Consider the following 25,427-nt stretch of genomic DNA (forward strand, 5'->3'; position numbering starts at 1 on the left):
TTCACTCCGATCTTACGCTCTGCTTGAATTTGCTATTATCAGTTTAGCCGTTTCCGCTGGAAAAGAAAAGTTTAACCTCTGCGGTACGTGAAAGATACAACAAGGTGATGGAATTTTACAATGAAAGCCGTTACAATAGGAAGGAAAGCACCTCCAATATCGCTTCAGACTAGGTTAGAGAGGGGAAATGTTCCATGTCAACCAAACGCAAACCGCCTACACTCCAGCAAAAAAAGGACGAAGTCAACAAGAAAGCGCTCATCTGGTCGATTTCCATCGTCGCCGCGCTCGTCATCGTGACTGCCGTCCTTTTGATCGTGACCTAAACTAGTCCAGCCAATGGTATGTGCGGTGGGGATTGGTCTGATCCTGTCTGTCGCCCAAGGCGAAACGCTCCGCCGGGACGTTTTTCAGCTTCGGCAAAATCCCCTCCCCGATCCTCACCTTCGTTCCCTTCGGAACGAGATCGAACAGCTCCTCCACGTCCTTCTTACCCATCCGGATACAACCCAGCGACTCGTCCTTCCCGATGCTGTCCGGCTCGTTTGTCCCATGAATCGCGTAATTCGTATCCGACAGCTGCATGCCGCGGCTACCAAACTCTCCGTTATCTTTTCCGTTCGGATTGATCACCTTTTCCGAAATCGCAAAAGTGCCCTCCGGCGTACGCTCGCCGCCCAACCCAACCGGATAACTGCGAATCAACACATTCCCACTGACCACCGCCAGTACATGCGCTTTCGTATCAACGATAATTTCATACGGTTCGGCAAAAAACGGCCGCTGCCCCGGAGCCATCCCCTCCGCTAACACAGCTCCCGCACCCTTATTTCCTGATGCGGCAGAACCTTTGTTTTTGAGCTGTGCAAGCAAGGGGTCAAACGCCTGCTCCATCGTGGGATCGGTCCCGGCGATCCAGTTGCCCGGGTACGGCCCGGCCAGGTCTTGCAGGCCTTCAGGCCAAGCTCCCTTGGCCTGTTTGTAATGGATCATCGCCGAGGCGAGTACGCCCAGCGATTCCTGCTGTGGAATCCACTGCCGCGCGCGCTGCTGCAGCGCGGACGGATCCGGCGGCGTGCACTCGCACGCGCCGGGATCATAGGCTTGGAGCGTCGTCCGCCCATCGGCCGGACTTTGCTCCAAGCCGTACACGACGGGCAGGTCTTCCGACCAGACCAGCCAGTCGCCGGCCCGCTCCATGCCTAGCGCCGCGGCATGGAGCGGGGGAACGGCGGTTTGCCGCTGCAGCGCGAGCAAACCGCCCACGGCCTCCGCCTGCGTCCCGGCGGGATCGCGTTTAAAGGCCACTTGATGTTTCCACCGAAAAATACCCGGATTTGTCTAAATCCACATCAGCAGCGCGATTAACAGCGCTAGGCTGAGCTTGCGCAGGAACCGGCGTCGCTTCTCTCGCCGGTGCGTCTCCTTCATCAGCCCTTCTTTGTAGCCGGTTAACACCTCTTCCGGCAGCGGGATTTTGCTGGATTCAAACGCTTCGTACACATTACCCGCCTGAATATAGCAATAGTGGGCTTTGCCTGCTTGACCGTTTGCTTCGTACTCTTTGCCCAGCAGGTACCAAGCCATTTTATTATTCGGGTGGTTCTCCACGTATTTTTTCAGATAAGCCGAGTTCCCCATCGGTTCCTCCATCCAGAGAGTTGAGAGATCGTGATCAATTACTTATATCGGCAAAAAAGTTCGCGATGCTAACCCAAAATTCACCAATACCGCAATTTTGCGACTTAATACCTAATCAAACAGAGCCCGTGGTTCAGGTATAAATTCCCTGCGGGGGGGTGGGGGAGTGGGGGGTGTTCTCCGCGGCCCCCTTTGTAGGGATTATCCCTTTTGTTCAGGAGGTAGTGGAATGGAGTTCCAGGAAAAAAATACAAAAAATCGAGTGGATTTCCGCTTGAAACAAGAACACATGTTTGGTATAATTTGATTAGAAAAGCGAACATATGTACTGTACTTCTCTTTATGGGAGGGTTTGATAATGGAGGCCAAGGCGGGTACGGTTCTTCAACCTGACAACTATCGTTTTCGTTCTGAACAGGACTGCATGGATGCGTTAATTAAGATGAAGTGGCCATACGGCTTTAAGTGTCCGCGCTGCAGCTGTACTTATTGCAGTCGTCTGACCTCCCGACGTATCCCCTTGTTCGAATGTGAAGGATGTGGGCATCAGACGTCCCCTTTAGTGGGAACGATTTTTGAAGGAACGCATCTGCCCCTGTTGAAGTGGTTTCAGGCGCTGGAACTGTTCCTGTTACCTGATGGAATCTCAGCAATGCGCTTGAGCCAGGTTATCCGTGTCACCTACAAGACCGCTTGGTTAATGCTGCATAAAATCCGCCATGCCGTTGGGGAATTTGATGCTCGGGAGTTGTTGAGTGGGGATGTGAAGGTGAACTCCGATCAATACGGGACTCCCGTATCCCAATGCCCATCCCTGGATCGGCCTGTTACGGCAGTCGTAGCTGGCTGTGCAGTGACGGAGTCGGGCGACCTGGCACAGGTCAAAATCCACCTACTACCGCATAAAAGAGGCAGCTTGGAAAGAGCAAATCGTCGCGAGCTCGCCGCATTTATCGATAAGAATGTGGATGTCCGCACAGCCGTGGTGCAGTCATTTCCATTAGCTTACCGCCTGTACTTGCCTTTACGCAAAGTAGTCCGAGAAGCGTGGGTATCGCTGAAAAGCACCTATGTCGCCTTGGGACAAAAGCATCTCCAAGCTTATCTAAACGAATTTACCGTGCGTCTACGTCTTCGTTCGCCCGGTACAATTGCCGTAATGCGCCAAGAATTACTCCGGATCTGCGTAGCATTTCCGGCAATCTCCTATCAACAGCTAATCGGACGCCATTTTAATCGGCCTTTGGCTGCTGCCGCCTGATTTGTCATACATAATAGAGAGGAAAATCATGCAAAATCAACTTGCTCGATTGCGCTCATTTGTGTTTAAAAAGGATCACGACACTCCCCATCCTGCTACCTGAACAAAAGGGATAATCGCGCAAAGTGAGCCACGACAAACCTCCTCCCTGATTAAACGGGATGATCACATCACGAGAGGTACCCCGCCCCCTACTATCCTGATCAAAAGGGATAATCACCCAAAGAGATGAACAACACCCTTTCCCCTGATCAATCGGGATAATCCCCAAAAGGAAAAGGACAGAGACATCACCTGGCGCAAAGCCGAGCCGGCAGCTCAACTCGCCAAGATCCTATCTCTGTCCTCAAGTTAATTAAAATCAGTCACGGCTTGCCAGCTTCGCCAGCAGACGAACCAACTCCAGGTACAACCAAACCAACGTGACCATCAGGCCAAAGGCGCCGTACCATTCCATGTATTTTGGAGCTCCCCGCTCGGCGCCGCTTTCGATGAAGTCGAAGTCCAGCACCAGGTTCAACGCCGCGATGACCACGATCACCAACGAAATCCCGATGCCAATCCAGTCATTGCTGTGCAGGTACGGGATGTTGATCCCAAAGAAGCCCAGGATAAAGCTAGCCAAATAGACCAACGCAACTCCGGCGGTTGCTGCAAACACGCCCAGCTTGAAATTCTCCGTCGCTTTGATCAAGCGTGTTTTATAGGCCAAGAGCAACGCCAGGAAAACAGCCATCGTCAGCAGAGCTGCCTGCAGGATAATGCCATTGTACAGAGTTTCGTAGGTTGCCGAAATCGCCCCGAGGAACATCCCTTCCGCAATCGCGTATAGAGGGACCAGGTAAGGCGAAGTCCGCGGCGCGAAGCTGACGATCAAGGCCAGAATCATGCCGACGATTGCACCGGCAACGGCCATGCCGCCCACGCTGTACCCGTCAAAATAAAGCATCCATGTGCTGAACGCACTCCCCAGCAGGATAATCAGCGTGATAAACGCTTTGTTGACCGTGCCTTCAATCGTCATCTGCTGCATGCCGGAGAACGATTCCGGCCGATCAAAGGATGAATCGCGAAGAGTAGGGTTTCCGCTTCTACCGATCAAGAAATAACCACCTTTTTTGCTAAATTTATTTTCATATTATCATATCATATTCTATTCTGAAGGAACTAGAGTAGTCCAAAGCGCATACGAAAAAAGAGCGCTCACGCAAAATCGCGTTGGGCGCTCCCTGTTCCGGGTATTCTAAGGTATTAGCCTTCTTTATTGAACGGCTCATCCGCAATTTTGATGGAGTCCGTCGGGCAGCCGTCGCAAGCGTCCTGGAGATCGTCGAACAAATCTTCCGGAATCTCCGTCACTCCGCGATTGCCGTCTTCGCCGTAAATCACTTCGGCCAAACCCTCATCGTCATAATCGTAGATATCCGGTGCTGTCGCGCCGCAAGCGCCACAAGCGATGCAAGTGTCTTTCTCAACCCAAGTATATTTCGCCATCTCTTATCTGCCTCCTGAATAAACGGTACGAGTCCGGTGTATTTATATCACCATGACCAATATAATATAAATAGTTTACAATTTCAATGCGTTTTCCGTATTATTCCAATTCCAAAACGTGATCATTCCTTAACGGAATGAGGTCCATCCGTATCCTCCCGGTTCTCGCGAAGGAAGTCCGTTTGCAGGGAAGTCCCGCGAATCCGGTGGTTGCGAATCAATGCCGAGGGATCTTCGGTCAGCATGCCGGCAGTTAGTACGGCACTTTCACCGAACTTGTCCCTTAGCATATCCATCGTACGCGTTAACGACTCTTTTTTGGGCTGCTGTTCATAATCGAACAAATCCAGCTGCAGTGCGGATTCCTCTTTGGGAACCAGATTTTGCAGGGTAATCCCAAGCAGCCGAACCGGTTTGTCTTCGCTCCAATGTCGGCGGTATAACACGCAAGCCTCACGGTAAATTTCCTCCGCTTGCTCGGTGACCGTATCCAGACTTTGGGAGCGGGTAATCGTCTTCATGTCCGGGGTGCGGATCGTAATCTGAATCGTTTGTGCCATCAGGTTTTGCCGACGCAACCGTCGCGCTACCTGATCGGCGATGTTCAACAGCACCCGCTGCACATCCTCCATCCGGCTAATATCGCGGGGCAGCGTGGTGGTGTGACCGATCGATTTATTTTTTTCGCGTTCATCGCTCACCGGTGAATCGTCGATCCCGTTTGCTGCCCGCTTCATCCACGAGCCCGCTACTCCAAAACGCTCAATCAGCCTTCGCTCCTCGGCGGCGGCCAACTGCCCGATCGTATAAATCCGCATCGTCTTTAGCTTATCGGCCGTCTTTCGGCCGATCCCAAACAAGTCGCTGCACGGTTTATCCCAAAGCAGCTTCGGTACATCACGTATACGCAGGACGGTGATGCCGTTGGGTTTTTTCATATCCGAAGCCATCTTAGCTAGCAGTTTGTTTGGGGCGACTCCAATCGAGCAAGGCAATCCCAACTCGTGGCGAATCCGCTGCTGAATCTCATTCGCAATCTCAAGCGGTGTGCCAAACTGCTTGGAGCCGGTGATATCCAAGTAACATTCATCGATGGAAACGGCTTGAAGGAGCGGCGTATATTCGTAGGCAATGTCCATGAACGCCCGGGAGTACTTGCGGTATAGGTGGAAATCCGGCTGGATGACGATGAGCTCAGGACATTTTTTCAGGCCTTGGCTAACGGTCATCCCGGTTGACACGCCCATTTTGCGCGCAGTATATGAACAAGTGACGATCACGCCCTTGCGCAGCTCAACGCTTCCAGCTACCGCAGTGGGGCGGTTTCTATATTTCTCGGGCTCCTCCGCCTCATGAACCGAGCAATAAAAAGCGTTCATATCAACGTGCAAAACGACTCTCCCCCGAGTTGGGTAAAAATCAGCGGTATCTCTCACTTTCTTCCCCTCATTTATCATACGTTACTCCTAAGTTCAGCATACCCGTCCCTGGAAAGCCGGTCAATATCCGCGATGCCGATTCGTAAAAAAGCGTGTTACATTTAAAATGTAGGTGTTATAATTATTAATTAAAAACAAAACATGCGGTGAGAGCTAACCACCCTCATACATTACCAAAGGGGGATACTTCGATCATGTCAAAGCCAATATCCATCTTCGACACAACCTTGCGCGACGGTACTCAAGGCGAAGGCATCAGCCTGTCGGCGGACGACAAGCTGAAGATCGCCAGAAAGCTGGATCACCTTGGGGTCCATTACATTGAAGGTGGAATTCCGGGCAGCAACGGGAAGGACATTGAATTTTTCAAGCGGGTCAAGGAGCTGCAGTTGCAGGCAAAGATCACGGCTTTTGGCAGCACGCGCCGGAAGGACAGTCTGGCTGAACATGACGCCAACCTCAATCGGATGATAGAAGCCGGCGTTCAAGCGGCAACCCTCGTTGGAAAGTCGTGGGATTTCCATGTGCATACCGCTCTGCAAACCACCCTGGAAGAAAACCTTGCTATGATCTTCGATTCGATTGCCTATCTGAAGCGGCAGGGGCTTGAAGTCATTTTTGACGCCGAGCATTTTTTTGACGGGTATAAGAACAACCCCGAGTACGCCTTAGCCGTCATGCGCAAAGCGGAAGAAGCCGGCGCCGACTGGCTGGTGATGTGCGATACGAACGGCGGTACAATGCCTCATGAAGTGTATGATATCGTCAGCACGTTATCCGGAGCAATTCCCGGCTCAAAGCTAGGCATCCATACCCATAATGATTGCGAGCTAGCGGTCGCCAACTCGCTGAGTGCCGTCCGTGCCGGAGCTACGCAAATTCAAGGGACGATGAACGGATACGGCGAGCGCTGCGGCAATGCCAATCTCTGCTCGATTATCCCAAACCTGCAGCTAAAGCTTGGGTACGATGTGCTTGAACCCGACCGGTTAAAGCAGTTGACCAACACCGCCCGTTACATCAGCGAGATCGCTAACGTGCATATGCCGGTTAACCAGCCTTATGTCGGGAATGCAGCGTTTGCTCACAAAGGTGGTATTCACGTCTCCGCCATCCTCCGCGATTCGCGGACCTATGAGCATATCGCTCCGGAACTGGTGGGCAATCGTCAACGCGTGCTCGTGTCCGAGTTAGCGGGACAAAGCAATATCCTGTCCAAAGCACAGGAAATGGGGATCGATTTTGATCCGGAAAACGAAAACACCAAACAGGTCATCGCCAAAATCAAAGATCTGGAGCATCAGGGATATCAGTTCGAAGGTGCGGACGCGTCCCTCGAACTGCTGTTGCGCCAAGCGAATGGCGATTTGAAGGAACTGTTCGTTTTTGAATCGTTTAAGATGCTGGTGGAAAAAGCCGCCGACCGGCCGGTCGTTTCCGAAGCGTTCGTCAAACTGAAGATTGACGGGGCCAGCATCTACACCGCGGCGGAAGGCAACGGCCCGGTTAATGCACTTGACAATGCGCTCCGCAAAGCGTTGATCACCTATTACCCAGGCTTAAAAGACATGCATCTGTCCGACTATAAGGTGCGCGTTCTTGACGATAAGGATGCCACCGCTTCGAAAGTGCGCGTTCTGATCGAGTCTCAGGATTTCCATAACTCCTGGAATACCGTCGGCGTCTCAAGCAACGTGATCGAAGCGAGCTGGGAAGCGCTCGTCGATAGTATTAGTTACGCGCTGCTGGGGCAGACGAAACGCGAAGACTATGAAGAGATCCCCTCTGCCGGCTGGGGACTCGTCAATCACTAAAGCAACTTTGAAATTTTGAACCCCTATGCAAGAAGGCCTGAATCCCCGCTTTGGCGGAGCATTCAGGCCTTCTTTACGTTATATTAAGTTTTTGATCTTCGCTTCCAGTTCCTCAGGAGGGATGACCCCCACAATGACGTCCCGAATGACTCCCTGTTCGTCAATCAGCACGTTCGTCGGAAAAGCAATCCCGTTAAACATCCGGTAGACTTCTTCCTTCTCGTCCAACAACACGGGGAACGTATAGCCATACTCTTTGACGAAAGACTTCGCCTCATCCAGCTTATCGTATAACGTCACATTAACGGCATAAATATCCAGGGAATCTTGATATTTCTCAGCCAGCGCCTTCAGTTCGGGCGCTTCCTCCTTGCACGGATCGCACCAGGAAGCCCAAAAATTCAGTAACAGCACCTTATCGCGCTTGCCCCCGACCTCGTAGGTCTTTCCATCCAGTCCCGGCAACGAAAAAGCCGGTGCGGCCGTTCCTGGTTTTGGAGCCCCTTCCGCTGCCATAGCGCTGAGCGAAGGTTCGTTATCGCTCCCCTTGGAGTTGCCGATGAAACCCGCAAACCAACCTTCCTGCCCTCCCCGGTCCAGCAAGGCGATCACCAGCAACACCAACAGCGCAGCTAGTACCCATCGATTACGTTTCATATTGGTGTCCGTCCTTTTTATGCCTTCAAGTGGTTTTAAAATTACAGTTACCGTACATATTGTACCCTTTTTTAACGATTTGTTACAATGGATCGAGAAAAAGGTGAACTATTAATTATGGACGGGAGCTTGCCAAATGGATCAGTTCTGGATATTGCCGCCGAATGTTCGGGAAGAAATGCTGCAGGACGGACAACAGCGACACCCGTTGGAAGCCTGCGGCCTGCTGTTTGGAACGTTTGAAGGACGGATCGGACGCATCGAACGTTATCTTTCCGTGGCCAATCATTCGAAGACTCCGCTGCATGCTTTTGAGTTGGACCCTGCCGCTTGGGTCAAGAGTTGCTTCGATCCGCAATTGATCGGTCTGTATCATACCCACCCTAACTCGCCTCCGCTCCCCTCCCCGGTGGATCTAGGCCAGTTGCCGAGTTTTGCCGCCCAAATTCGCCTTTACTTGATTGGCGGCCGGACAGCTCCGGCAAACGAAAAGCCGCCCGGCATACCGGACGGCTTCAAGATACAAGCGTATCGCATCAATCAACATGAGGGGAGTTATGCTCTGTTGCCTGTAGCGCTTAAAGATAAATAAGTCCTAATCGCCTGCGATCCGCGTTAATTTTTACTCAAAAAAGTGTACAAATCGCCTAATGTAATCACGTTTTGTTCCTTCAACCGCTCGATTAACGCCGTCCACAGGCGGGCGGTCATTTTCGAGTCTTCCAAGGCGTGATGGCGCTGGGTAATCGGAATCCCATACACCGCAAGCCATTCATCCAACCCGCCCGAGATGCGGCGATCCGGTTCCAGCTTGCGAGCGATCATCATCGTATCTAATACCCGGTGCCCGAGATGGGCTTTGGTTGTTTTCCATAACGCTACATCCAGAAAGGCTTTGTCATGCGCGCTGCCGTGCGCAACGAGCACCCGATCGTCAACAAACGCCATAAATCCGCGCAGCGCCTCCAGCAATGCCGGGGCGGACTGGGCCATCTCGGGTGTTATTCCGGTTAACTCGATAATCCGTTCGGGAATTTGACAAGCCGGTTTGGCGAGGGAATAATAGATCTCTTCGCTAATCCGCTCCCCTTCCACCTTCACGGCTCCAAAGGACAAAATTTCATCACCGTAATGGTAATGAAATCCTGTCGTCTCCAAATCAAAGACTGCCGTTTTCAATTCGGTCAGCGGAACATGGAGCGTCTCCGGTCGACGCTGCCCTTTGGTTAAAGAACGAACGAATGCGATTTGTTGCGCGCTGGGCGCGCCAAGCATCGAGGCGATCCTTGGCGATACTCCGCCGCCCTTAAAAGCATCCCAAAAACCACCGTTTCCCTTCATCGGTTCTTTCATAACCATTTCCTTTCCGCATACCGGTGCTGCCTTTGAAGCGTGCGGTACATGACCTTCACCGTACTGAGCGATTCCCGCAGCTCGCGCCGGAGCTCTTTCTGTTTTAGCATCTCTTGGGGTAAATAGTGGGTCCCCGTAAGCAGACCGTTATCGACTTCCGGCGGGACGAGGGACCTCAGCTTCACCGCCGTACCAAACGCCCGGCTACAGGATTCCAGCCACCGGGTTGGAACAGCCTCCAGCTGAACCAACTGGGAGATCCTTTCCCAGGTAGACGAAGCCTCGACCCCGTACTGCAACGCCAAGTAACGAACGGCATTGACGATCGGTATGTACAATCCATACTTGACGTCAAAATCCCCGGCATGCTCGCCGCTCTGCTCCGTAATCACTTGACCCAAAATATTCAGCGCCGCTTTATGCCGCACGGTATTCCGCAGGATGGCCGTCACGACGTCGCGATCGCTGCCTTGATCCGCCTCCATGATGGCCTTCATCGTTTTGCGCAAAGCGACTGTCAGCGACGCTTCCCCGAAAATATGCCGCAAATCGGCGGCGATCATCAAATACCGAACCTGCTCCCAGGCTAAAATGTCCCGCCACTCCAGCAGTTGCCTCTCCCATGAGGCGAGGTTGCCGCGCCACAACGGATTGGATAACATGACGCTGCCGGGACACGGTGGATATCCAACCTGTTCGAGAATCTCGGACAACTTGCGGCCAAAGGGTTCAAAGTAGGCTTCCAGCTCTTCTACATCGCCTTCTCCATAGATTAAGCCGTTGTCCTGATCGCTCCACAACGTGGGTTCCGCCCGGCCAACGCTTCCAAACGCAATAAAGGCATAATGCGAAGGAGGAGGGCCGAAGCCCTCCCGGATCATTTCTTCTTCGCAGCATCGGCAAGCTTGGGTCATGACGGCATCATGCAGGTCCGAGACCTCCCGGTTCCAGGCTTGAATCGGCATCGATGTCAGCTCGCCGTACAAGCGATTCTGCGCTTCGATTCTAGCCGCCTTCAACAAAGCGGGAGTCGCGGCAGACCGGATCGCATTCAAACTTGCGTTATTCATGGCCGTGTCATGACTCATGGCCCCCAACTTCCTTTCTTCTCCCGACGCTACATGTCAGGGTCAATAGCTTCTTTTACTCCGCAGGAATGCCGGACGAAGTGTTTTTGTTCAACAGGTTCATTTGTTCTGGATAGCCGTAAGTGCCATGTTCACTGATATCCAGACCCATCGTTTCTTCTTCCTCCGTAACGCGCAGACCAATCGTCCATTTCATAATTCCGAGAACCAGGAACGACAACACCAGTACGAAGGCGAAGGTTCCGATAACGCCTAGCAGCTGTACGCCCAATTGCCCGAAGCCGCCGCCGTAAAACAAGCCCGCTTTACCAACACCCGTTGTTTCTACCAACTCAGGCGTTGCGAACAGACCCGTGGAGATCGCTCCCCATACCCCGGCGATGCCGTGTACGGAGAAGGCATAGATCGGATCGTCCACTCCAGCACGTTCAAACCATCTTGCTGTAAAGAAGGTCAAGATACCGGCAACCGCACCGATAATAACCGCTGCCCAAGCGTCAACGAAAGCACAAGAACCGGTAATCGCTACGAGAGCAGCCAACACGCCGTTCAGCATGCTTGGAATATCCGATTTCCCCATCACCGCCCAAGAGATCAACAGTGCGGCAACGGCGCCGGCAGCTGCGGCCAGGTTCGTTGTCATCAGGACATAACCGAAGAATCCATCGCCCAAAGGAGTTAATGCACTACCAGGGTTGAAACCAAACCAGCCGATCCACAAGATGATGACGCCGAGTACAGTCAACACTTGGTTATGACCCGGAATGTTGTTTGGTTTGCCATCTTTATTGTATTTACCCAGACGAGGTTTAAGTAAAATGGTTGCTGCAAGGGCCGCTGTAGCACCCGTTAAGTGAACGACGGTCGAACCGGCGTAGTCTTGCATTCCCAAATTGCCGAGCCAGCCGCCGCCCCATACCCAGTGAGCAACGATCGGATAGATCAGGACGATAAAAATCGTACCGAAGATAATGTAGACGCTAAGCTTAGCGCGTTCTGCCATCCCGCCGCAAGCGATCGCCAACGATACGGCCGCAAACGCCATTTGGAATAGGAACATCAGATTTAACGGTACGCCAATTTCAGCGAATACACTAAAGGAACCGATATCCCCTTCACCGCCAAACAGGAACCCGGTTGTACCGAGGAAGCTGTTGCCGTCGCCAAAAGCGAAACCAAAACCGATCAGCCACCAAGCAAGTACGGAGATCCCCAAGGTGAGGACGGTTTTGCCGGCAACGTGTCCGGCGTTCTTCATCCGAACGGTACCTGCTTCCAGCAGGGCGAAACCCGCTTGCATAAAGAATACCAGCATAGCTGCGACGAAAACGAAAAGCGAGTTCAGGCCCAGCTCCAGGACCGGAGCGGTTACCTCTCCCTCCGCTGCGAATGCCGAGACCGGAAAAGCAAATGATGCGAGAAAAATGAGTACACCGTAAAGCCACTTCTTCTTCATCTTTAACACTCCCCTAATGTTAAGTTTCCTTACACAAAATGAATTGTTAATGTGATTATAAGAGAAAGATCCAGGGATGACAATAGTTTTTTGAAAAAAAATCGATCAATTGTAATTATAATAACATGTAATGTTAGGTTTTAGCGTAACCTTCCCTATAGTTACTGATAAAAATAAAGCATAACGTTTGACTGTATGCTTGTTGTTAAGTATCATGAGGATAAATACAATAGTTATAGAAGCTATTTCTTTGGAGATTGGCGGGAGAGGTGATGAAATTGGAGTAACGAAACTGTACCGGATTGGTGAATTGGCGAAAGCGGCCGATGTCAGCGAGCGAACCATCGATTATTATACGAAGCTAGGGCTGATCTCTCCGGAGAAGCGCACCCAGACCAACTACCGTTTATACAGTGCTGAAACCTTGACCAGGCTGGAACGTATTAATCAAATGAAACAGGAGAAATATACGTTGGAAGAGATCCGCGCGAAGCTGGACCAGTGGAACCGCGTGACCCCAGAAGAGCAAGTGACCGTGAAGCTAAGTTCCTTGGAGCTTCATATGCAGCAGTTGGAACGCGAGGTGAAGGAGCTGGAGCCGCTCATTTCCAGCTTGCAGCCTAATCAGGCCAAACGCGCCTTCGCGAATTTGCTGCCGCAAAGCTTAGCTTGCATGGAAGCGATCCGGCTATTAATGAACCACGGGCCTTTTTCCTAACCTATATTTCTAATCAACCTCTGTTTACTTCTTTGACAACATTATCAGATGGAGGAATGATTCATGTACTCAGACGTGATGCTGATCCCGATTCTGCTGGCCTTTGGACTATCCCTTTGGGCGCAGTTCCGGGTCAAAGGCACTTTTAACAAATGGTCGAAGGTATCGAACCTTTACGGTTTAACCGGCCATGACGCCGCAAGACGCATGCTCGACGCCAACGGCCTTTACGATGTCCCGATCGAGCCGGTGCGCGGAGCTTTAACGGACCATTACGACCCGATTCACCGCGTTGTCCGTTTATCAGAGCCAGTGTATTACGAGAGCTCCATCTCCGCTGTAGCCGTAGCCTGCCACGAAGTAGGACACGCAATCCAGCATAAGCAAAAATACCCGATGCTGGTGATTCGCCATCGGATGTTCCCATTGGTGAATTTCGCATCCGGGGTTGCTCCCTTCTTGTTGCTGGCCGGTTTCCTATTCGGCGCACTGAACCTGATCGGCCTCGGAATTATCTTCTTCTCGGCCGCCGTCTTGTTCCAGATCGTCACGCTGCCTGTAGAATTTAACGCCAGCAGCCGGGCGCGCAAGGTGATGCTGGAGCAAGGCTTTATTTCGCCCAATGAATCGCGCGGCGTTGGCAAAGTGTTAAACGCTGCGGCATTAACTTATGTGGCTGCTGCTTTGATCTCCATTTTGGAGCTGCTGCGCTACATTCTGATTTTCACAAGTAACCGCGAGTAATCACGCAAACAAATAAAGGCTGCACGACACCATGCCCTACGGCTTGGGATCGTGCAGCCTTTTCCATTTCCATATCGCAAACGTTTACATAACAATTCACTGACTCGGCGGCGTATCAACCTGAAGTCCAAAGTATTCCAGCAAAAACATCCGGAACGATTGCGCTACAAGCGGCAACTTCTCATCGGCCCGATGAATCAGCCCGATAGTACGCGTGACCTTGGGTTCGGAAATCCGCACGCGGATCGGTTGGAGCGTAAAGCTCTGAAACAGCGCCATCTCCGGCAGCAGACTGACACCCATTCCAGCAGCAACCAGACCACGGATGGTATCGGTCTCCTCGCCCTCAAAAGCGATCTTCGGCGTGAATCCAGCCTCCAAGCAGGCATGCCAAACGATCGGCCGAAGGGAGTACCCTTTGCTGAACAAAATGAACTTCTCGTCCTTCAATTGGCTTAGCTTGATGCTTTGCTCTCCGGCCAGCGCGTGACCCGGTGGAAGGATCGCCACCAGATCCTCGGTCAACACCACATTGCCGGTTACCTGATCATGATTTTCCGGAAACGGAGAAATAAACGCTAAATCCACTTCCCCGGACACGACATCACGAATTAATGTAGGATAAGTACCTTGTCGGAAACGAAATTTCACATTGGGATACAGCTTGCGGAACTCCGCCACCACGCTGGGAATCATATGGATGCCCAGACTATTTGGGAACCCTAAACGAATTTCCCCCTGCTCCGGATCGAGAAACTCGTGCACCTCGCTGACGGCTCGGTCGAGATCCTTCAGGATCATCTCAACTCGGCTGCAGAACAGCTGCCCTACGGCGGTGAGATGAAGATTCCTGCCCTTCTGCATAAACAAATTAACGCCAAGCTCCTGCTCGAGTTGGTGAATTTGCCGGCTTACCGCCGATTGGGCGACGTGCAGCTCCTCGGCAGCCTGAGTCACGTGCTCTTTTCGCGCCACTTTCACAAAATACTGCAGTTGTCTTAATTCCACGAATCGAATCGCTCCATTTCGCATGTGCTACGAACATCTAACATTTACAATGGTCTAATACTCTAAATTTAATGTACCATTTACATTCTCTGGGTTCAACGCCGTTTTAACAAGCGGATGATCAGCCCGTAGATAAAGAAGCCGCCAACAAGTCCGCCAAGATGAGCGGCCAGGTTGATCTGCGGGACCAGTACCGAGTAAATGACCCCGATGATTAAAAGGCTGTACAGCGTTTTTCGCGAGCTCTCATCCATCCGTTGACGCTGCAGCAGGGCAATGTATAGAAACGCACCATACACGCCATAGACGGCGCCTGAGGCCCCTACGGAGATGTGTGGTACCGGGCTCAATTGGTAAACCCCCATACTGATGAGATTCCCCACCAATCCGCTGGCCAAATAAAGCAATCCATATCGCCACCAGCCCAGCAGACGCTCCAGCGGAGGTGCAAACACCAGGATCGCAAAAGAGTTGGAAAACAGATGGTCAAACCCGTTGTGGAGAAACATGGACGTAAACAACCGCCAGCTTTCTCCAGCAAAGGGCTCGATATCGCTCATAGCCCCGAATCTCAGCAGCGTGATCCGGTTCGTCGATCCGCCGTTGGCCGCAAGCACGATAAACATGATGATATTGGCGGCCAGAAGCAAGCAGGTGACGGGATAATACCGCAGGTAACTTTTCCAGTTTTCATATCTGATGAAAATCATCGGAATCCTCCACCCCTTTTTTCCTTATGTTGGACATTTTCTTTTCAAAACGATTATAATTAATTTTGAATCAATAAATCCATCTGTCTAGGAGGAGAAATAAACATGGCCCAAGAACGCGCAAATGTAGCTACATTTAAAGGCAATCCACTCACGCTGATCGGCCCGGAACTTAAGGTCGGCGATACGGCTCCGGATTTCCGCTTGAATAAAAACCTGCTGGAAGAAGCAACTCTGCAGGACTATGCCGGCAAAATCAAACTGATCAGCGTGGTTCCATCGCTGGATACGGGCGTCTGCGACGCACAAACGCGCCGTTTCAATCAGGAAGCCGCTGGTCTTGGCGAAGATGTGGTTGTACTGACCGTCAGCGCCGATCTTCCTTTTGCCCAAGCTCGCTGGTGCGGCGCTGCCGGCGTCGACCGGGTTGTTACTCTGTCGGACTACAAGGACAACTCTTTCGGCCAAGCCTACGGCGTACTCATCAAAGAGTTCGCGCTCGACATGCGTGCCGTGTTTGTGGTGGATAAAGACAACAAGATCCAATACGTTGAAGTCTTGAAGGAAATGACCGAGCATCCGGATTACGAAAAACCGGTGGCTGCCGTTAAAGCGCTGTTGTCTTAATCCTGGGCTTACGGGTGCAAACGAAAAGCGAGTAGGAGAGGTTTCTCCCTGCTCGCTTTTGTTGTGTGTGGCTTAACGAAAATTACATGTTTGAGGAGACCTTATGGGCCGCCAGCTTCTTGTCCAGGACAGCGAAGAGTTGCAGGATGTTGCGGTAATTCGCGCCAAGGTCCCCCATCGATCCGCGCGTGGCCGAATAAATATCAATTGCGCTCCGAACCGGGCCAGTGGACACGATCGATACGGTAATGTCCATAACCCGACCAAGGCTGGTCCGCTTCTCCAGCGTAATCTCCCCGACGGACGGTACTTCATGCAGCACCTTATAACCTGGGATTTTCTTCAAGGTCGAGGAGACCTCCTCCCAGCATTTCTCTTTGGATAATTGATAATATCTGGTTTTGAGTTCGGGCAACTTCGCACGGTCGCTGGTTCCTTCCTGACTGCGGAAAATGCCGGTTAACGTTCTTTTAAATGACAACTGTCCTTCCTCCTTCACGATCCTGACCCCAATTGGGTATGCGTTTTCTTAATTCTTAGTTTAACATTCTTGGCAGACAAACAAAAGCGAGCTTGTGCATTTTGAAGCAAACAAAAAAGCACCTTGCCCCTTTTCTGTGACGAAAAGAGAACAAGGTGCCGTTCACATGCTAAATCATAGACCCGCCTATGCCGTCCGATTACATTATCTCGAACCTGCACCCGCAGGTGGGTGACCGCAGCGACGAGTTTGAAGTCCCCACATCCAATGGATAGGGCCTTTCAGCGGCGGCGCAATGTAGGTCTCCCGAGATAACCGTCATTGGTTCAAAATAACTGAAACCGAAACGTACATCGCAGGACGTAAACCTATTATACGGCTTTGTTAAGCAAATGTAAACTCAGCGGGCAAGGAAAATGCTGGAAAATAATGTTGTTAATCAATCCTTCTCTTTCTCCTCGCTCGTTGGCAAATCAAGGGCCATATCCTCGTCGTCCTGTTCGGTGCTGCTGACACTAGTCGAATCATCGGCTTGACGCATCCGCTCGACCTTCTCCTGGATTTTGTTATAAGCGATGTAGAAGTTGTAGAACGCAACGAAAGCGGTTAAGCTCCCGAACCCGAAGAAAATCAGCCAGCCAAAGCGCAGGGTTAGAAATCCAAGTACGCCGGCGCAAATCAACGTGGATAAAGTCCGGAACGGCCGAAGAATCGTAAACAGGATCGCATTCTTAATCAGCTGCACCGCACCCAGATGGTAATGGGATACCAGCGAGAAGAAGTTAAACAAAGACAGGAACAGGATTAACAGGAAGAACAGCATAATCATGCCGATCATCTGCAGGTTGTTCATTTGATTCATGTAGACTTCATAATCGACATACATAATCGCGAACAGAAGCGTATAGAAAATGCCGCCGATCATACTCTGCTTGTAGTTTTCCTTGTATCCTTTGAAATAGACTTTAATGATACTCAAGTCACTTTCACCCATCACCCATTTCCGGGTCACAGAAAATAAAGCGGCCGTTGCTGGAAACAGTGTAAACGGTGCCAAAATGCCCATAACCCAAATCGTCAGCGTCTCCGGCTGAGGCGTCGGCGATTGCAGCACCAACAGCAGCTTCATCGCCAACACGATCATAAAGGGCGATGAGCACAACAGCCACAACAGATTGCTGCCGGCGATCCGCATAATCCATTCGGTGATTCTATAAAATCCGCCCATAAAACCTTTGTATTCCAAGTAAAGTTCCCCTCTCAAGCATTGTATAGTGCAATAGCTCTGCCTATATTAACTATACATGATTCGTCCAGCTCGTTCCAGCGCCTAATTTGCGCCGCCATGGGTAAGCGTCTAATCTTAGAGGGCCTCTGTGCCATAGTATATACCGTAACTTCAAAACATCAACATCATCAAAGGAGGTTATCACATGTCCGGTGTAGGATATGGCGGAGGTTTCTGGACCTCTACGGGTACGATTCTGGTATTGTTCATTCTGCTCGTTATCGTGAGCCGTACGATCCTTCTGTAATGAACAACAAAGAAGACGGAGATGCCTCCGTCTTCTTTTTTTTGTCCTATGAACGCCCCGTCTTAATTGTCAAACGAGGAGTTGGAGTTGTCATTGTATTTCGACGGTCTGCGCTCCCCGCCGCCCGAGCCGGTGCGCGGCTTGCGGTCGGAGGAACGGTAGGAATCGCGACCGCTGTCGCGGTTATACCCGCCGCCTTTGCTGTAACCCCCGCGGCCGCCTTGGGAGTCGCGACGGTAACCTCCACCGCCGCCGCGGTTGCCGTAACCCGATGGCTTCCGGCCGCTGGAACGGATATCCGGATTGCGGCGTTTCACGCGAATCGGCTCTTCCGGTGTGAGCTCGACGTTAGTCTTCTCATTCTTATCGCCGGTGATCAGCTTAAATGCAGCTGCCAGCAGGTTCACCGAATCGTATTGTTCCAGCAATTGGATCGCAATGCCTTTGTTTTCGTTCAGCTCCCCGTTCTCTACGAGTTCGATCAAGCGTTCCGCAATGATGCGTTGCTTGCCTTCGATCGCTTCAGCGATGCTTGGCAGCGGCTTGCGGGCGATCTTATGGCGCGTAATCCGCTCGATAAAGCGCAAATGATCGATCTCACGCGGCGTCACGAAGGACCAGGCCGCCCCTTCTTTGCCGGCACGACCGGTACGGCCGATCCGGTGTACATAGCTTTCCGGATCCTGCGGCAGGTCGAAGTTCACGACGTGGGTAACGCCGGAGACGTCCAAACCACGTGCGGCCACGTCAGTGGCAACCAGAACGTCGATGCTGCCGTCACGGAATTTGCGCATCACGTTATCGCGCTGGTTCTGCGACAAGTCGCCGTGCAGGCCATCGGCGGAATAACCTTGCTTCTGCAGAGCTTCGGACAATTCGTCAACCCGGCGTTTCGTCCGGCCGAATACGATGGCCAGCTCGGGGGACTCCATGTCCAGCAAACGAGTCAAAGCGTCGAATTTTTGACGTTCATGCACCTCGATATAAGCTTGGTCAATCAACGGCGCGCTGACTTGTTTAGGAATCACGGACACATGCTCCGGATCTTTCAGGAACTGCTGAGCCAGCTTCTGGATATTCGCCGGCATCGTTGCGGAGAACAACATCGTTTGACGTGCTTCTGGAACCAGCTTCAGGATCGACTGAATGTCGTCCATAAAGCCCATGTCGAGCATTTCATCCGCTTCATCGAGTACGACGGTTTGCACATCGTCAAGCTTGATCGTTTTCCGGTTAATGTGGTCAAGTAAACGGCCCGGCGTACCGATAATAATCTGAGGCTTCTTCTTTAATGCGCGAATTTGGCGTACGATGTCTTGTCCGCCGTAAATGGGAAGAGAACGTGTGCCTTTAAAGCGCGAGAGCTTACCGATTTCTTCGGCGACCTGAATGGCCAACTCCCGGGTTGGGGTCATAATCAACGCAACGATGCGATCTTCTTCCTTGGGGATTTTGTTGATGAGCGGCAGACCGAAGGCTGCGGTCTTCCCGGTCCCGGTCTGGGCTTGCCCGATCATATCGCGTCCTGTCATCGCGATCGGAATCGATTTAGCCTGAATCGGCGTTGCTTCTTCAAATCCAAGTTCCGTAATAGCTTGCAATACTTTAGGCTCTAGGCCGAAATCTGCAAATGTGTTCAATGTATCATACTCCTTCTATATAGTGGACATTCCACCGGCTTAACGGTATTCTTAAGTAGCGTTTAGTCCTGTTTTGATCACGCTCAAAACTGACCTTGGACTCTCGCTTCAAACGTTTATAGGCTGTCCAATCTGCCTGTAAATTTTACATAGGTCTAGCATGAAAAATGGAAAAGAGTACCTACTCAAGAATATCTCAAACATTATAGCACAAAACCTAAATGGAATACCAGCAAGCAGGTTGGGATACTTCCTTTATTTTCGTGAGGTGAAAATTTTGTTGAAGGAAATCAGAAATGCCGTAGTTATTGTACTCGGGGCAGCGATGATCGCCGCGGGTTTCAATCTGTTCCTCGTGCCGCTCCATTTGCTCAGCGGCGGAGTTTCGGGTTTGGCGATGCTAACCGCCTACTTCTCTCCACTGAGCATCAGTACGATGTACTTAGCTTATAACGTGCCGTTGTTGATCGCCGGCCTATTTTTGCTGGGGAGACGGTTTATCGGATTAAGCATCCTGTCGGTCGCCGCCACGACCTGGTTGATCGTCCTGATCCCAACCCCGGACAAGCTGCTGTCGTCGGATACCCTGCTCTCCGCGGTATTTGGCGGCGTGCTGGTCGGCATCGGCAGCGGCATCTCGTTCCGCGTCGGCGGATCGTCCGGCGGCTTCGACATCGTGGGTTCGATCGTAACCCGCTTCCGCGACTTCCCGGTCGGCAATGTGATCGTCGGAATGAACGGCATCGTCATATTGGCAATGGGGTATCTCGAAGGGAATTGGGATCTCGCTTTGGCTTCGATGGTATCGATCTACATTACCGGCAAAGTCGTTGACCTGATCCATATCAGCCACATCAAAGTGACGTTATTTATTATCACCAACCACACGGAAGCGATGCTCGAACGGCTGCTGACGCTGCCCCGCGGGGTGACGTTGATCAAAACCCAAGGCGCTTTTTCTCACAAGGAAAAAGATATGTTGATGACCGTCACGACCCGGTATGAACTAGCGGAACTGCGGGAGATCATTAAGCAAACCGACCCCAGTGCGTTCGTCAATATTGTGGAAACGGTGGGAGTTATGGGCTCATTTCGCCGTCGTTAAGCGTTTTCTTGAAAGAAGCGGCCGTTTTCAAACGGCTGCTTCTTTGTTATAATAATCACAGCGGTTCCTATATAACTTTATAGGGTTCAGCTTTACCCCGTATTTCACAGGCTTTTTGCTTTTCCGATTTAGGATTGATTCCGCAGTGAATAAATCTGAAAGGAAAGGGTGATGGATGTGGAAATGGAAATGGAAACGGTAAAACTGGAACAGATCGTGAAGAAGTGGTTCCCGGATATGCTGCCATTTCTGAACCAAAGGGAACTGAATTCGACGATCCTCCTCCGGGATGGCCTGACCATCTTGGAACCGCAGGACGCGCTGGAGATTATTCAATTCAGCATCTGCGAGCATCAAAACTCAGCGTTTCTTCATTAAATATGTAACGCTTTCAAGCAGGACGAAGTCGTTTCTTTTGCCCCGGCAAAGGAAACGACTTTTTTGTGCATTTTTCTATGAAACTCTGAAACTTTTTACCAATTGTGACATTCCTGTTCCTTCTGAGGGCCGTTCTTCCGATATAATAAGTGGCGAGTGCAAACAAGGGAGAGATATCATGAACATCATCTGGACACTACTACTTCTGGCCTTGAGTACGGGCAGCGGAGCTGCGCCGCAGGAGCAAGCCGCGGGGAACGAGCCGGCGAACTCCATGATGGCCTCGGTGGCTCACACCTTCTCGGTGAATCTAGCGGAAGGACGCCTGGAAAATCCTATCAAACCTTCAGAGTTGAAGGTAGATCCGCAGGTCGATGCCCCCAAAGTCAAAGGCATTTATGTCACAGCTTATAGCGCCGGGGGATCCCGGATGGAGCAGTTGGTCGATCTTGTCGACAAGACCGAACTGAATGCGATGGTTATCGACATCAAGGATGATCTGGGATATATCACCTACAAGACGGATAATCCCGAGCTGAAGGAATGGGGCAAACCGCAACCGTTCATTCGCGACATCAACGCGTTAATGGCCCGTTTGGAGAAGCATGATATTTATCCGATTGCCCGGATCGTGGTGTTTAAGGATACGATTCTGGCCAAGAAGCATCCGGAGCTCTCGTTCCGCCACAAGGACGGATCCGTGTGGAGCAACGGCAAGGGAGACAGCTTCGTGAATCCCTACAGCAAAGAGGTCTGGGATTATAATATCGCCATTGCCAAGGAAGCGGCCAAACTTGGCTTTAAGGAAATCCAATTCGACTACGTGCGATTCCCGGAAGGTTTCGAGAAACGGGCAGACAGTCTGAACTATACGAAAAATGAGATGAGCCGCGTCGACGCTGTCTCCTCCTTTGTCAAATATGCCAAGGATGAGCTGGAGCCGTTAGGCATCCGGGTTTCCGTAGATATTTTTGGATATGCGGCATCAGTTCCTGCTGCCGAAGGGATTGGTCAGGACTTCGTGAAGATCTCCGATAACGTCGACGTCATTTGTCCGATGATCTATCCAAGCCATTACACCACCGGTTGGTTTAACGCCAAAGATCCCGATAAAGCCCCGTACCAGACGATCAAGGGTGCGGTGAAGGATACGCAAACCAAGCTCTCGGAACTAGGCGATACGCAGCCGATCATTCGGCCGTGGATTCAAGACTTCACCGCCAGTTGGCTGGGAAGCGGTCACTATATTAAATACGGCAAGCACGAAGTGGAAGAACAAATTCGGGCGCTGAAGGAAATGAACGTGGATGAGTTTCTACTGTGGAACGCTACCAACCGTTATACTTCTGACGTCGATTATGAATAATAAAGCTACACCGCTGATCAAACCCGGGCCTTCCGCCCGGGTTTGGTTTGGCTTATACGTAAAGTTACCCTTTGATGATCGGAGTTAAGTTCGCATATGAATCAGACCTATACGTTAAAGCAAAAGTACGGACAATTTTTACGCATTTTGATCCCGATCCTGGTCACCCAGGTGACGATGTCTTTGATGACATTCTTCGATACGATGATGTCCGGTCATGCCAGCCCAGCCGACCTGGCGGGCACAGCGATCGGTTCAAGCCTGTGGATTCCGGTGCAGACCGGACTCAGCGGCATTCTGATGGGCATTACGCCGATCGTTTCGCAATTGGTTGGCGCTGGCCAGAAAAATAAAGTGGGCTATCACGTCATCCAGGCCATCTGGTTGTCGATTGCCGTGAGTCTGGTCGTGCTGCTCGCCGGCGCGTTATCGGTCTCTCCTCTGCTAAATACGATGAATCTGGAGCCCAAGGTCCATCATGTTGCGTTATATTTCCTGGTGGCGATTTCCACGGGAATTGTCCCTTTGTTTGGATATATCGTGCTGCGCTCATTTATCGATGCATTGGGGCAAACGCGAATTTCCATGATGATCACGCTGATCTCACTCCCGTTAAACGTAGGGGCCGGGTACCTGCTTATTTTTGGACGCGGCGGCTTCCCTCGTCTCGGCGGTATCGGTTCCGGGATCGCTACGGCTTTTACGTACTGGTGCATCTTTCTGATCGCCTTGTGGATCGTGCATCGGCAAGAACCGTTCGCCTCGTATGGCGTGTTCCGCAAGCTGCACCGCATCTCGCTGGTCAAATGGCGCGAGCTGATGAATCTGGGCGTGCCGATCGGCTTCGCCATCTTCTTCGAAACGGCGGTCTTCGCCGCCGTGACGCTGCTGATGAGCCGATTCGACACGCTGACGATCGCCGCTCACCAAGCGGCGAACAATTTCGCTTCAACGCTTTATATGATCCCGCTGAGCATCTGCTTGGCGCTGACGATCCTCGTCGGTTTCGAGACGGGCGCTTCCCGGCTGAAGGATGCCCGGCAATACGCAGCCCTAGGCATCGGAACCGCTGCGGTCCTGGCTTTGGTGACCGCCGTTCTGCTGATGGTGTTCCGCCAGGGCGTTGCGCAGCTTTATTCAAGCGAACCCGAGGTGGTCGCGTTGATCAAGCATTTTCTGGTGTTCGCAATCTTCTTTCAGATGTCCGATGCCATCGCGACGCCAACGCAAGGCGTGCTGCGCGGGTATAAAGACGTGAGCCCCGGCTTCTGGATCTCCCTGTTGGCCTATTGGATCATCGGGCTGCCGCTGGGGTTCGCCTTGGCCAACTACACGCCGCAAGGCCCTTACGGCTATTGGGTTGGGCTGATTACCGGCCTGGCCGTCGCCGCCGTCTTGTTGCTGTATCGCCTGGTTGTGATTCAGCGCCGCCTGGGTAGCCGCCAAGTCCTTCCGGCGAACGCGCCGTAACCATAGCGAAGCCCGTGGCCGGGAGGGGTCACGGGCTTCTTCTTTTTAGCTTAGCTCACTGCCGATAGCAACCACGTACCCCGCCCCGGGGACAATCCGCTTCTTCTCCACGATCGTCAGCTCCTTAACCGCGGGTGCGGGCAACACCTGCCGCTGCAAATGTTCCTCAGCCGCAGCAAACGCCTGCTCCTCTCCTTCGGCGGCGATAACGATCACGAACGGACCGGCGGAGGTGTCGGCCTCCAAACGATACAGGTACATGCGAGTTCCTCCTCTGATCCCGTAGTTCAACTTATTATAGCAAAATCCCGTGTCGCTGAACGCCTTTACCTTGATGCCAACAGAGAAAAGGCAACCTCCCCCTGTGATCCGGGTTTAGCTGCCTTTCATCCTTGACGGTTAACGCGCATAAGGATTAAATTCGTTCGTATACAGATCCTCCGGCTTCACTTGCCCCTCTTTTAGATCACCGCTCTGAACCAGCCAGTCGATCCACCGTTGATACTCCTCCGGCTCAATCACTCCCCCCTCTGTCGCTATCCCCGTACTCTTCCAGTACTTCAGATTAAGGGCCGCATCTTTGCCGTCTCTCTTGTCTACAATGCTTTCCATCCGTTGAATCACTTCTTCCCGCGGTGTGGTGCGTTCCCATTCGATCGCTTTGGCTACGCCTTCGACGAATTGCCTTACCGTGTTCGGGTTGTTCTTGATGTACTCCTCAGCGAAAAAATAGTCCCCCGCCGTAAATTCCGTCTGATAAATGTCGATATCCTTAAATAATTCGATGAGGCCGCCTTTTTCCAATGCTCGGTCTCTTGCCACGCCGCTTAATAGGACGGCGTCGATCTGCCCACTGCGCAAGATTTGCTCCGCGTTTCCAGATGGTACGGTAACGAGGGTAACTTGACTGATTTCCTTGTCGGTTAATCCGCCTGCACGTAAATAATCCTTGGTCATAAACTCCAAATGCGCGCCTAACGTATTCACTCCCACCTTTTTGCCGATAAAATCTTTGGCCGTCTGGATCGGGCTGCCCTCCAACACATAAGCGCCGATATACGTATGTTTATCGCTGCCGTACGAGCCGATTACGGACTTGATCTTTACGTTCTGCGCCACTGATTTAATGATGGCCCCGTTAAAGGCGGAACCAAAATCCGTTTGCTTGGTCGCCGTCAATTGAATACTCTCCGGTCCCCCAGTGGTGCTGCCGATCGACTCCAGCTTCACCTCTCCCAAATAGCCAAGATCCTCAGCCAACTCCGGGAATGATACGCTGCCCGGTGCCGAGTTATATTGAAGCACCTTATCTTCTTCTCCCGTCGCCCCAACCCTGCCATCGATGCAACCTGACAGCAAGGCTACGGCAAATAGTAGGGCTGCCAGCAGCGATGAAGATCTTCTCCATGATTTGAGCATTTTTGTACACCGACCTTTGATTT

Annotated in this window: 28 protein-coding genes and 1 other RNA gene; 12 read left to right on the top strand and 17 right to left on the bottom strand. The window is 51.8% G+C overall.

Features of this window, described 5'->3' with window-relative positions; translation table 11 throughout:
• Positions 1-194 precede the first annotated feature (194 nt).
• Positions 195-326 (top strand): hypothetical protein, encoded by a 132-nt coding sequence (locus tag BN3277_RS26265; RefSeq protein ID WP_262362897.1) that lies wholly within the window; start codon positions 195-197, stop codon positions 324-326.
• Position 327: 1 nt separating this feature from the next.
• Here BN3277_RS26265 and BN3277_RS26270 read toward each other — a convergent pair whose 3' ends face one another.
• Complete coding sequence (locus tag BN3277_RS26270; RefSeq protein WP_269147773.1) at positions 328-1,308, bottom strand: L,D-transpeptidase; 981 nt, start codon at positions 1,306-1,308, stop codon at positions 328-330.
• A gap of 33 nt (positions 1,309-1,341) precedes the next feature.
• Positions 1,342-1,641 (bottom strand): tetratricopeptide repeat protein, encoded by a 300-nt coding sequence (locus BN3277_RS26150; RefSeq protein WP_232436478.1) that lies wholly within the window; start codon positions 1,639-1,641, stop codon positions 1,342-1,344.
• 358 nt (positions 1,642-1,999) lie between these two features.
• Here BN3277_RS26150 and BN3277_RS20310 point away from each other — a divergent pair, with 358 nt between their 5' ends.
• On the top strand, positions 2,000-2,902 hold the full coding sequence (locus tag BN3277_RS20310; protein WP_082691541.1) for a transposase: 903 nt from the start codon (positions 2,000-2,002) through the stop codon (positions 2,900-2,902).
• Between the two features lie 361 nt (positions 2,903-3,263).
• Here BN3277_RS20310 and BN3277_RS20315 read toward each other — a convergent pair whose 3' ends face one another.
• The 3 genes from BN3277_RS20315 to BN3277_RS20325 all read right to left on the bottom strand — a co-directional run bounded on the left by BN3277_RS20315 (position 3,264) and on the right by BN3277_RS20325 (position 5,832).
• Entirely contained in the window at positions 3,264-4,004 is a 741-nt protein-coding gene (locus BN3277_RS20315; protein WP_059045870.1) for a Bax inhibitor-1/YccA family protein, read from the bottom strand.
• A gap of 149 nt (positions 4,005-4,153) precedes the next feature.
• Positions 4,154-4,396 carry a ferredoxin gene (locus BN3277_RS20320; RefSeq protein ID WP_059045872.1) on the bottom strand — a complete coding sequence of 81 codons (243 nt, stop codon included), beginning with the start codon at positions 4,394-4,396 and terminating at the stop codon, positions 4,154-4,156.
• A 122-nt stretch (positions 4,397-4,518) separates the two neighbouring features.
• Positions 4,519-5,832, bottom strand: coding sequence for a DNA polymerase IV (locus BN3277_RS20325; RefSeq protein ID WP_059047360.1), 1,314 nt, complete (start codon positions 5,830-5,832; stop codon positions 4,519-4,521).
• Positions 5,833-6,029: 197 nt separating this feature from the next.
• Between BN3277_RS20325 and cimA the strand changes: the two genes are divergently transcribed.
• Positions 6,030-7,649, top strand: a complete 1,620-nt coding sequence (gene cimA / locus BN3277_RS20330) for a citramalate synthase (protein ID WP_059045874.1) — start codon at positions 6,030-6,032, stop codon at positions 7,647-7,649.
• 78 nt (positions 7,650-7,727) lie between these two features.
• On the opposite strand, the gene BN3277_RS20335 is transcribed toward cimA, so the two are convergent.
• Positions 7,728-8,306 carry a TlpA family protein disulfide reductase gene (locus BN3277_RS20335; RefSeq protein ID WP_059045876.1) on the bottom strand — a complete coding sequence of 193 codons (579 nt, stop codon included), beginning with the start codon at positions 8,304-8,306 and terminating at the stop codon, positions 7,728-7,730.
• A gap of 136 nt (positions 8,307-8,442) precedes the next feature.
• Here BN3277_RS20335 and BN3277_RS20340 point away from each other — a divergent pair, with 136 nt between their 5' ends.
• A complete protein-coding gene (locus tag BN3277_RS20340; protein ID WP_059045878.1) occupies positions 8,443-8,898 on the top strand; it encodes a M67 family metallopeptidase in 456 nt (151 codons plus the stop codon).
• Between the two features lie 23 nt (positions 8,899-8,921).
• Here the strand turns inward: BN3277_RS20340 and BN3277_RS20345 are convergent, their stop codons facing one another.
• Genes BN3277_RS20345 through BN3277_RS20355 form a run of 3 tightly spaced genes read right to left on the bottom strand, consistent with a single transcriptional unit; the run spans position 8,922 to position 12,203 of the window.
• Entirely contained in the window at positions 8,922-9,659 is a 738-nt protein-coding gene (locus BN3277_RS20345; protein WP_059045880.1) for an exonuclease domain-containing protein, read from the bottom strand.
• Positions 9,656-10,747 carry a DUF294 nucleotidyltransferase-like domain-containing protein gene (locus BN3277_RS20350; RefSeq protein ID WP_059045881.1) on the bottom strand — a complete coding sequence of 364 codons (1,092 nt, stop codon included), beginning with the start codon at positions 10,745-10,747 and terminating at the stop codon, positions 9,656-9,658. Before BN3277_RS20350 ends, BN3277_RS20345 begins: the two co-directional genes overlap by 4 nt.
• Positions 10,748-10,802: 55 nt before the next feature.
• A complete protein-coding gene (locus tag BN3277_RS20355; protein WP_059045882.1) occupies positions 10,803-12,203 on the bottom strand; it encodes an ammonium transporter in 1,401 nt (466 codons plus the stop codon).
• A 250-nt stretch (positions 12,204-12,453) separates the two neighbouring features.
• On the opposite strand from BN3277_RS20355, the gene BN3277_RS20360 reads away from it, so the two are divergent.
• Both BN3277_RS20360 and BN3277_RS20365 read left to right on the top strand, forming a co-directional pair.
• Positions 12,454-12,921: a MerR family transcriptional regulator gene (locus BN3277_RS20360; RefSeq protein ID WP_232436479.1), complete on the top strand. Its 468-nt coding sequence runs from the start codon at positions 12,454-12,456 to the stop codon at positions 12,919-12,921.
• Between the two features lie 63 nt (positions 12,922-12,984).
• Complete coding sequence (locus BN3277_RS20365; RefSeq protein WP_059045884.1) at positions 12,985-13,665, top strand: zinc metallopeptidase; 681 nt, start codon at positions 12,985-12,987, stop codon at positions 13,663-13,665.
• A gap of 96 nt (positions 13,666-13,761) precedes the next feature.
• Here the strand turns inward: BN3277_RS20365 and BN3277_RS20370 are convergent, their stop codons facing one another.
• Both BN3277_RS20370 and BN3277_RS20375 read right to left on the bottom strand, forming a co-directional pair.
• Positions 13,762-14,673, bottom strand: a complete 912-nt coding sequence (locus BN3277_RS20370; RefSeq protein ID WP_059045886.1) for a glutamate biosynthesis transcriptional regulator GltC — start codon at positions 14,671-14,673, stop codon at positions 13,762-13,764.
• A gap of 95 nt (positions 14,674-14,768) precedes the next feature.
• Positions 14,769-15,383, bottom strand: coding sequence for a rhomboid family intramembrane serine protease (locus BN3277_RS20375; RefSeq protein ID WP_059045888.1), 615 nt, complete (start codon positions 15,381-15,383; stop codon positions 14,769-14,771).
• 105 nt (positions 15,384-15,488) lie between these two features.
• Between BN3277_RS20375 and tpx the strand changes: the two genes are divergently transcribed.
• Positions 15,489-16,010, top strand: coding sequence for a thiol peroxidase (gene tpx / locus BN3277_RS20380; protein ID WP_059045890.1), 522 nt, complete (start codon positions 15,489-15,491; stop codon positions 16,008-16,010).
• A gap of 82 nt (positions 16,011-16,092) precedes the next feature.
• Here tpx and BN3277_RS20385 read toward each other — a convergent pair whose 3' ends face one another.
• From BN3277_RS20385 to BN3277_RS20390, 3 genes are all read right to left on the bottom strand, one after another.
• Positions 16,093-16,491, bottom strand: coding sequence for a DUF1499 domain-containing protein (locus BN3277_RS20385; RefSeq protein ID WP_059045891.1), 399 nt, complete (start codon positions 16,489-16,491; stop codon positions 16,093-16,095).
• A gap of 175 nt (positions 16,492-16,666) precedes the next feature.
• Positions 16,667-16,856, bottom strand: a non-coding RNA gene (gene ssrS, locus BN3277_RS25195) — 6S RNA.
• A 74-nt stretch (positions 16,857-16,930) separates the two neighbouring features.
• The gene (locus BN3277_RS20390) at positions 16,931-17,737 is read right to left on the bottom strand and encodes a YesL family protein (RefSeq protein ID WP_059045893.1); all 807 of its coding nucleotides are present in this window, start codon (positions 17,735-17,737) and stop codon (positions 16,931-16,933) included.
• A 187-nt stretch (positions 17,738-17,924) separates the two neighbouring features.
• On the opposite strand from BN3277_RS20390, the gene BN3277_RS25200 reads away from it, so the two are divergent.
• Positions 17,925-18,026: a sporulation protein YjcZ gene (locus tag BN3277_RS25200; RefSeq protein WP_082691542.1), complete on the top strand. Its 102-nt coding sequence runs from the start codon at positions 17,925-17,927 to the stop codon at positions 18,024-18,026.
• 62 nt (positions 18,027-18,088) lie between these two features.
• Here the strand turns inward: BN3277_RS25200 and BN3277_RS20395 are convergent, their stop codons facing one another.
• Entirely contained in the window at positions 18,089-19,666 is a 1,578-nt protein-coding gene (locus BN3277_RS20395; protein ID WP_059045895.1) for a degradosome RNA helicase CshA, read from the bottom strand.
• Positions 19,667-19,943: 277 nt separating this feature from the next.
• Here BN3277_RS20395 and BN3277_RS20400 point away from each other — a divergent pair, with 277 nt between their 5' ends.
• The 4 genes from BN3277_RS20400 to BN3277_RS20415 all read left to right on the top strand — a co-directional run bounded on the left by BN3277_RS20400 (position 19,944) and on the right by BN3277_RS20415 (position 23,985).
• Positions 19,944-20,771, top strand: a complete 828-nt coding sequence (locus BN3277_RS20400; protein WP_059045897.1) for a YitT family protein — start codon at positions 19,944-19,946, stop codon at positions 20,769-20,771.
• A 183-nt stretch (positions 20,772-20,954) separates the two neighbouring features.
• On the top strand, positions 20,955-21,149 hold the full coding sequence (locus BN3277_RS20405; protein ID WP_059047364.1) for a hypothetical protein: 195 nt from the start codon (positions 20,955-20,957) through the stop codon (positions 21,147-21,149).
• A gap of 178 nt (positions 21,150-21,327) precedes the next feature.
• On the top strand, positions 21,328-22,515 hold the full coding sequence (locus BN3277_RS20410) for a putative glycoside hydrolase (RefSeq protein ID WP_059045899.1): 1,188 nt from the start codon (positions 21,328-21,330) through the stop codon (positions 22,513-22,515).
• A 96-nt stretch (positions 22,516-22,611) separates the two neighbouring features.
• Entirely contained in the window at positions 22,612-23,985 is a 1,374-nt protein-coding gene (locus BN3277_RS20415; RefSeq protein ID WP_059045901.1) for an MATE family efflux transporter, read from the top strand.
• 45 nt (positions 23,986-24,030) lie between these two features.
• Here the strand turns inward: BN3277_RS20415 and BN3277_RS20420 are convergent, their stop codons facing one another.
• Positions 24,031-24,246 carry a DUF3906 family protein gene (locus BN3277_RS20420; RefSeq protein ID WP_059045902.1) on the bottom strand — a complete coding sequence of 72 codons (216 nt, stop codon included), beginning with the start codon at positions 24,244-24,246 and terminating at the stop codon, positions 24,031-24,033.
• Between the two features lie 138 nt (positions 24,247-24,384).
• Positions 24,385-25,404 carry an ABC transporter substrate-binding protein gene (locus BN3277_RS20425; protein WP_059045904.1) on the bottom strand — a complete coding sequence of 340 codons (1,020 nt, stop codon included), beginning with the start codon at positions 25,402-25,404 and terminating at the stop codon, positions 24,385-24,387.
• Positions 25,405-25,427: the final 23 nt, after the last annotated feature.

It is taken from the genome of Paenibacillus rubinfantis (assembly GCF_001486505.1).
Taxonomy (GTDB): Bacteria; Bacillota; Bacilli; order Paenibacillales; family Paenibacillaceae; genus Fontibacillus; species Fontibacillus rubinfantis.

Bases quoted from the DNA above. Each gene is read 5' to 3' on its own strand.
- BN3277_RS20375 (WP_059045888.1), bottom strand. From the start codon at position 15,383: ATGATTTTCATCAGATATGAAAACTGGAAAAGTTACCTGCGGTATTAT.
- BN3277_RS26150 (WP_232436478.1), bottom strand. From the start codon at position 1,641: ATGGGGAACTCGGCTTATCTGAAAAAATACGTGGAGAACCACCCGAAT.
- BN3277_RS20405 (WP_059047364.1), top strand. From the start codon at position 20,955: ATGGAAATGGAAACGGTAAAACTGGAACAGATCGTGAAGAAGTGGTTC.
- tpx (WP_059045890.1), top strand. From the start codon at position 15,489: ATGGCCCAAGAACGCGCAAATGTAGCTACATTTAAAGGCAATCCACTC.
- BN3277_RS20345 (WP_059045880.1), bottom strand. From the start codon at position 9,659: ATGAAAGAACCGATGAAGGGAAACGGTGGTTTTTGGGATGCTTTTAAG.
- BN3277_RS20320 (WP_059045872.1), bottom strand. From the start codon at position 4,396: ATGGCGAAATATACTTGGGTTGAGAAAGACACTTGCATCGCTTGTGGC.
- cimA (WP_059045874.1), top strand. From the start codon at position 6,030: ATGTCAAAGCCAATATCCATCTTCGACACAACCTTGCGCGACGGTACT.
- BN3277_RS20350 (WP_059045881.1), bottom strand. From the start codon at position 10,747: ATGAGTCATGACACGGCCATGAATAACGCAAGTTTGAATGCGATCCGG.
- BN3277_RS20335 (WP_059045876.1), bottom strand. From the start codon at position 8,306: ATGAAACGTAATCGATGGGTACTAGCTGCGCTGTTGGTGTTGCTGGTG.
- BN3277_RS20310 (WP_082691541.1), top strand. From the start codon at position 2,000: ATGGAGGCCAAGGCGGGTACGGTTCTTCAACCTGACAACTATCGTTTT.
- BN3277_RS20410 (WP_059045899.1), top strand. From the start codon at position 21,328: ATGAACATCATCTGGACACTACTACTTCTGGCCTTGAGTACGGGCAGC.
- BN3277_RS25200 (WP_082691542.1), top strand. From the start codon at position 17,925: ATGTCCGGTGTAGGATATGGCGGAGGTTTCTGGACCTCTACGGGTACG.
- BN3277_RS20365 (WP_059045884.1), top strand. From the start codon at position 12,985: ATGTACTCAGACGTGATGCTGATCCCGATTCTGCTGGCCTTTGGACTA.
- BN3277_RS20425 (WP_059045904.1), bottom strand. From the start codon at position 25,404: ATGCTCAAATCATGGAGAAGATCTTCATCGCTGCTGGCAGCCCTACTA.
- BN3277_RS20420 (WP_059045902.1), bottom strand. From the start codon at position 24,246: ATGTACCTGTATCGTTTGGAGGCCGACACCTCCGCCGGTCCGTTCGTG.
- BN3277_RS26265 (WP_262362897.1), top strand. From the start codon at position 195: ATGTCAACCAAACGCAAACCGCCTACACTCCAGCAAAAAAAGGACGAA.
- BN3277_RS20340 (WP_059045878.1), top strand. From the start codon at position 8,443: ATGGATCAGTTCTGGATATTGCCGCCGAATGTTCGGGAAGAAATGCTG.
- BN3277_RS20415 (WP_059045901.1), top strand. From the start codon at position 22,612: ATGAATCAGACCTATACGTTAAAGCAAAAGTACGGACAATTTTTACGC.
- BN3277_RS20355 (WP_059045882.1), bottom strand. From the start codon at position 12,203: ATGAAGAAGAAGTGGCTTTACGGTGTACTCATTTTTCTCGCATCATTT.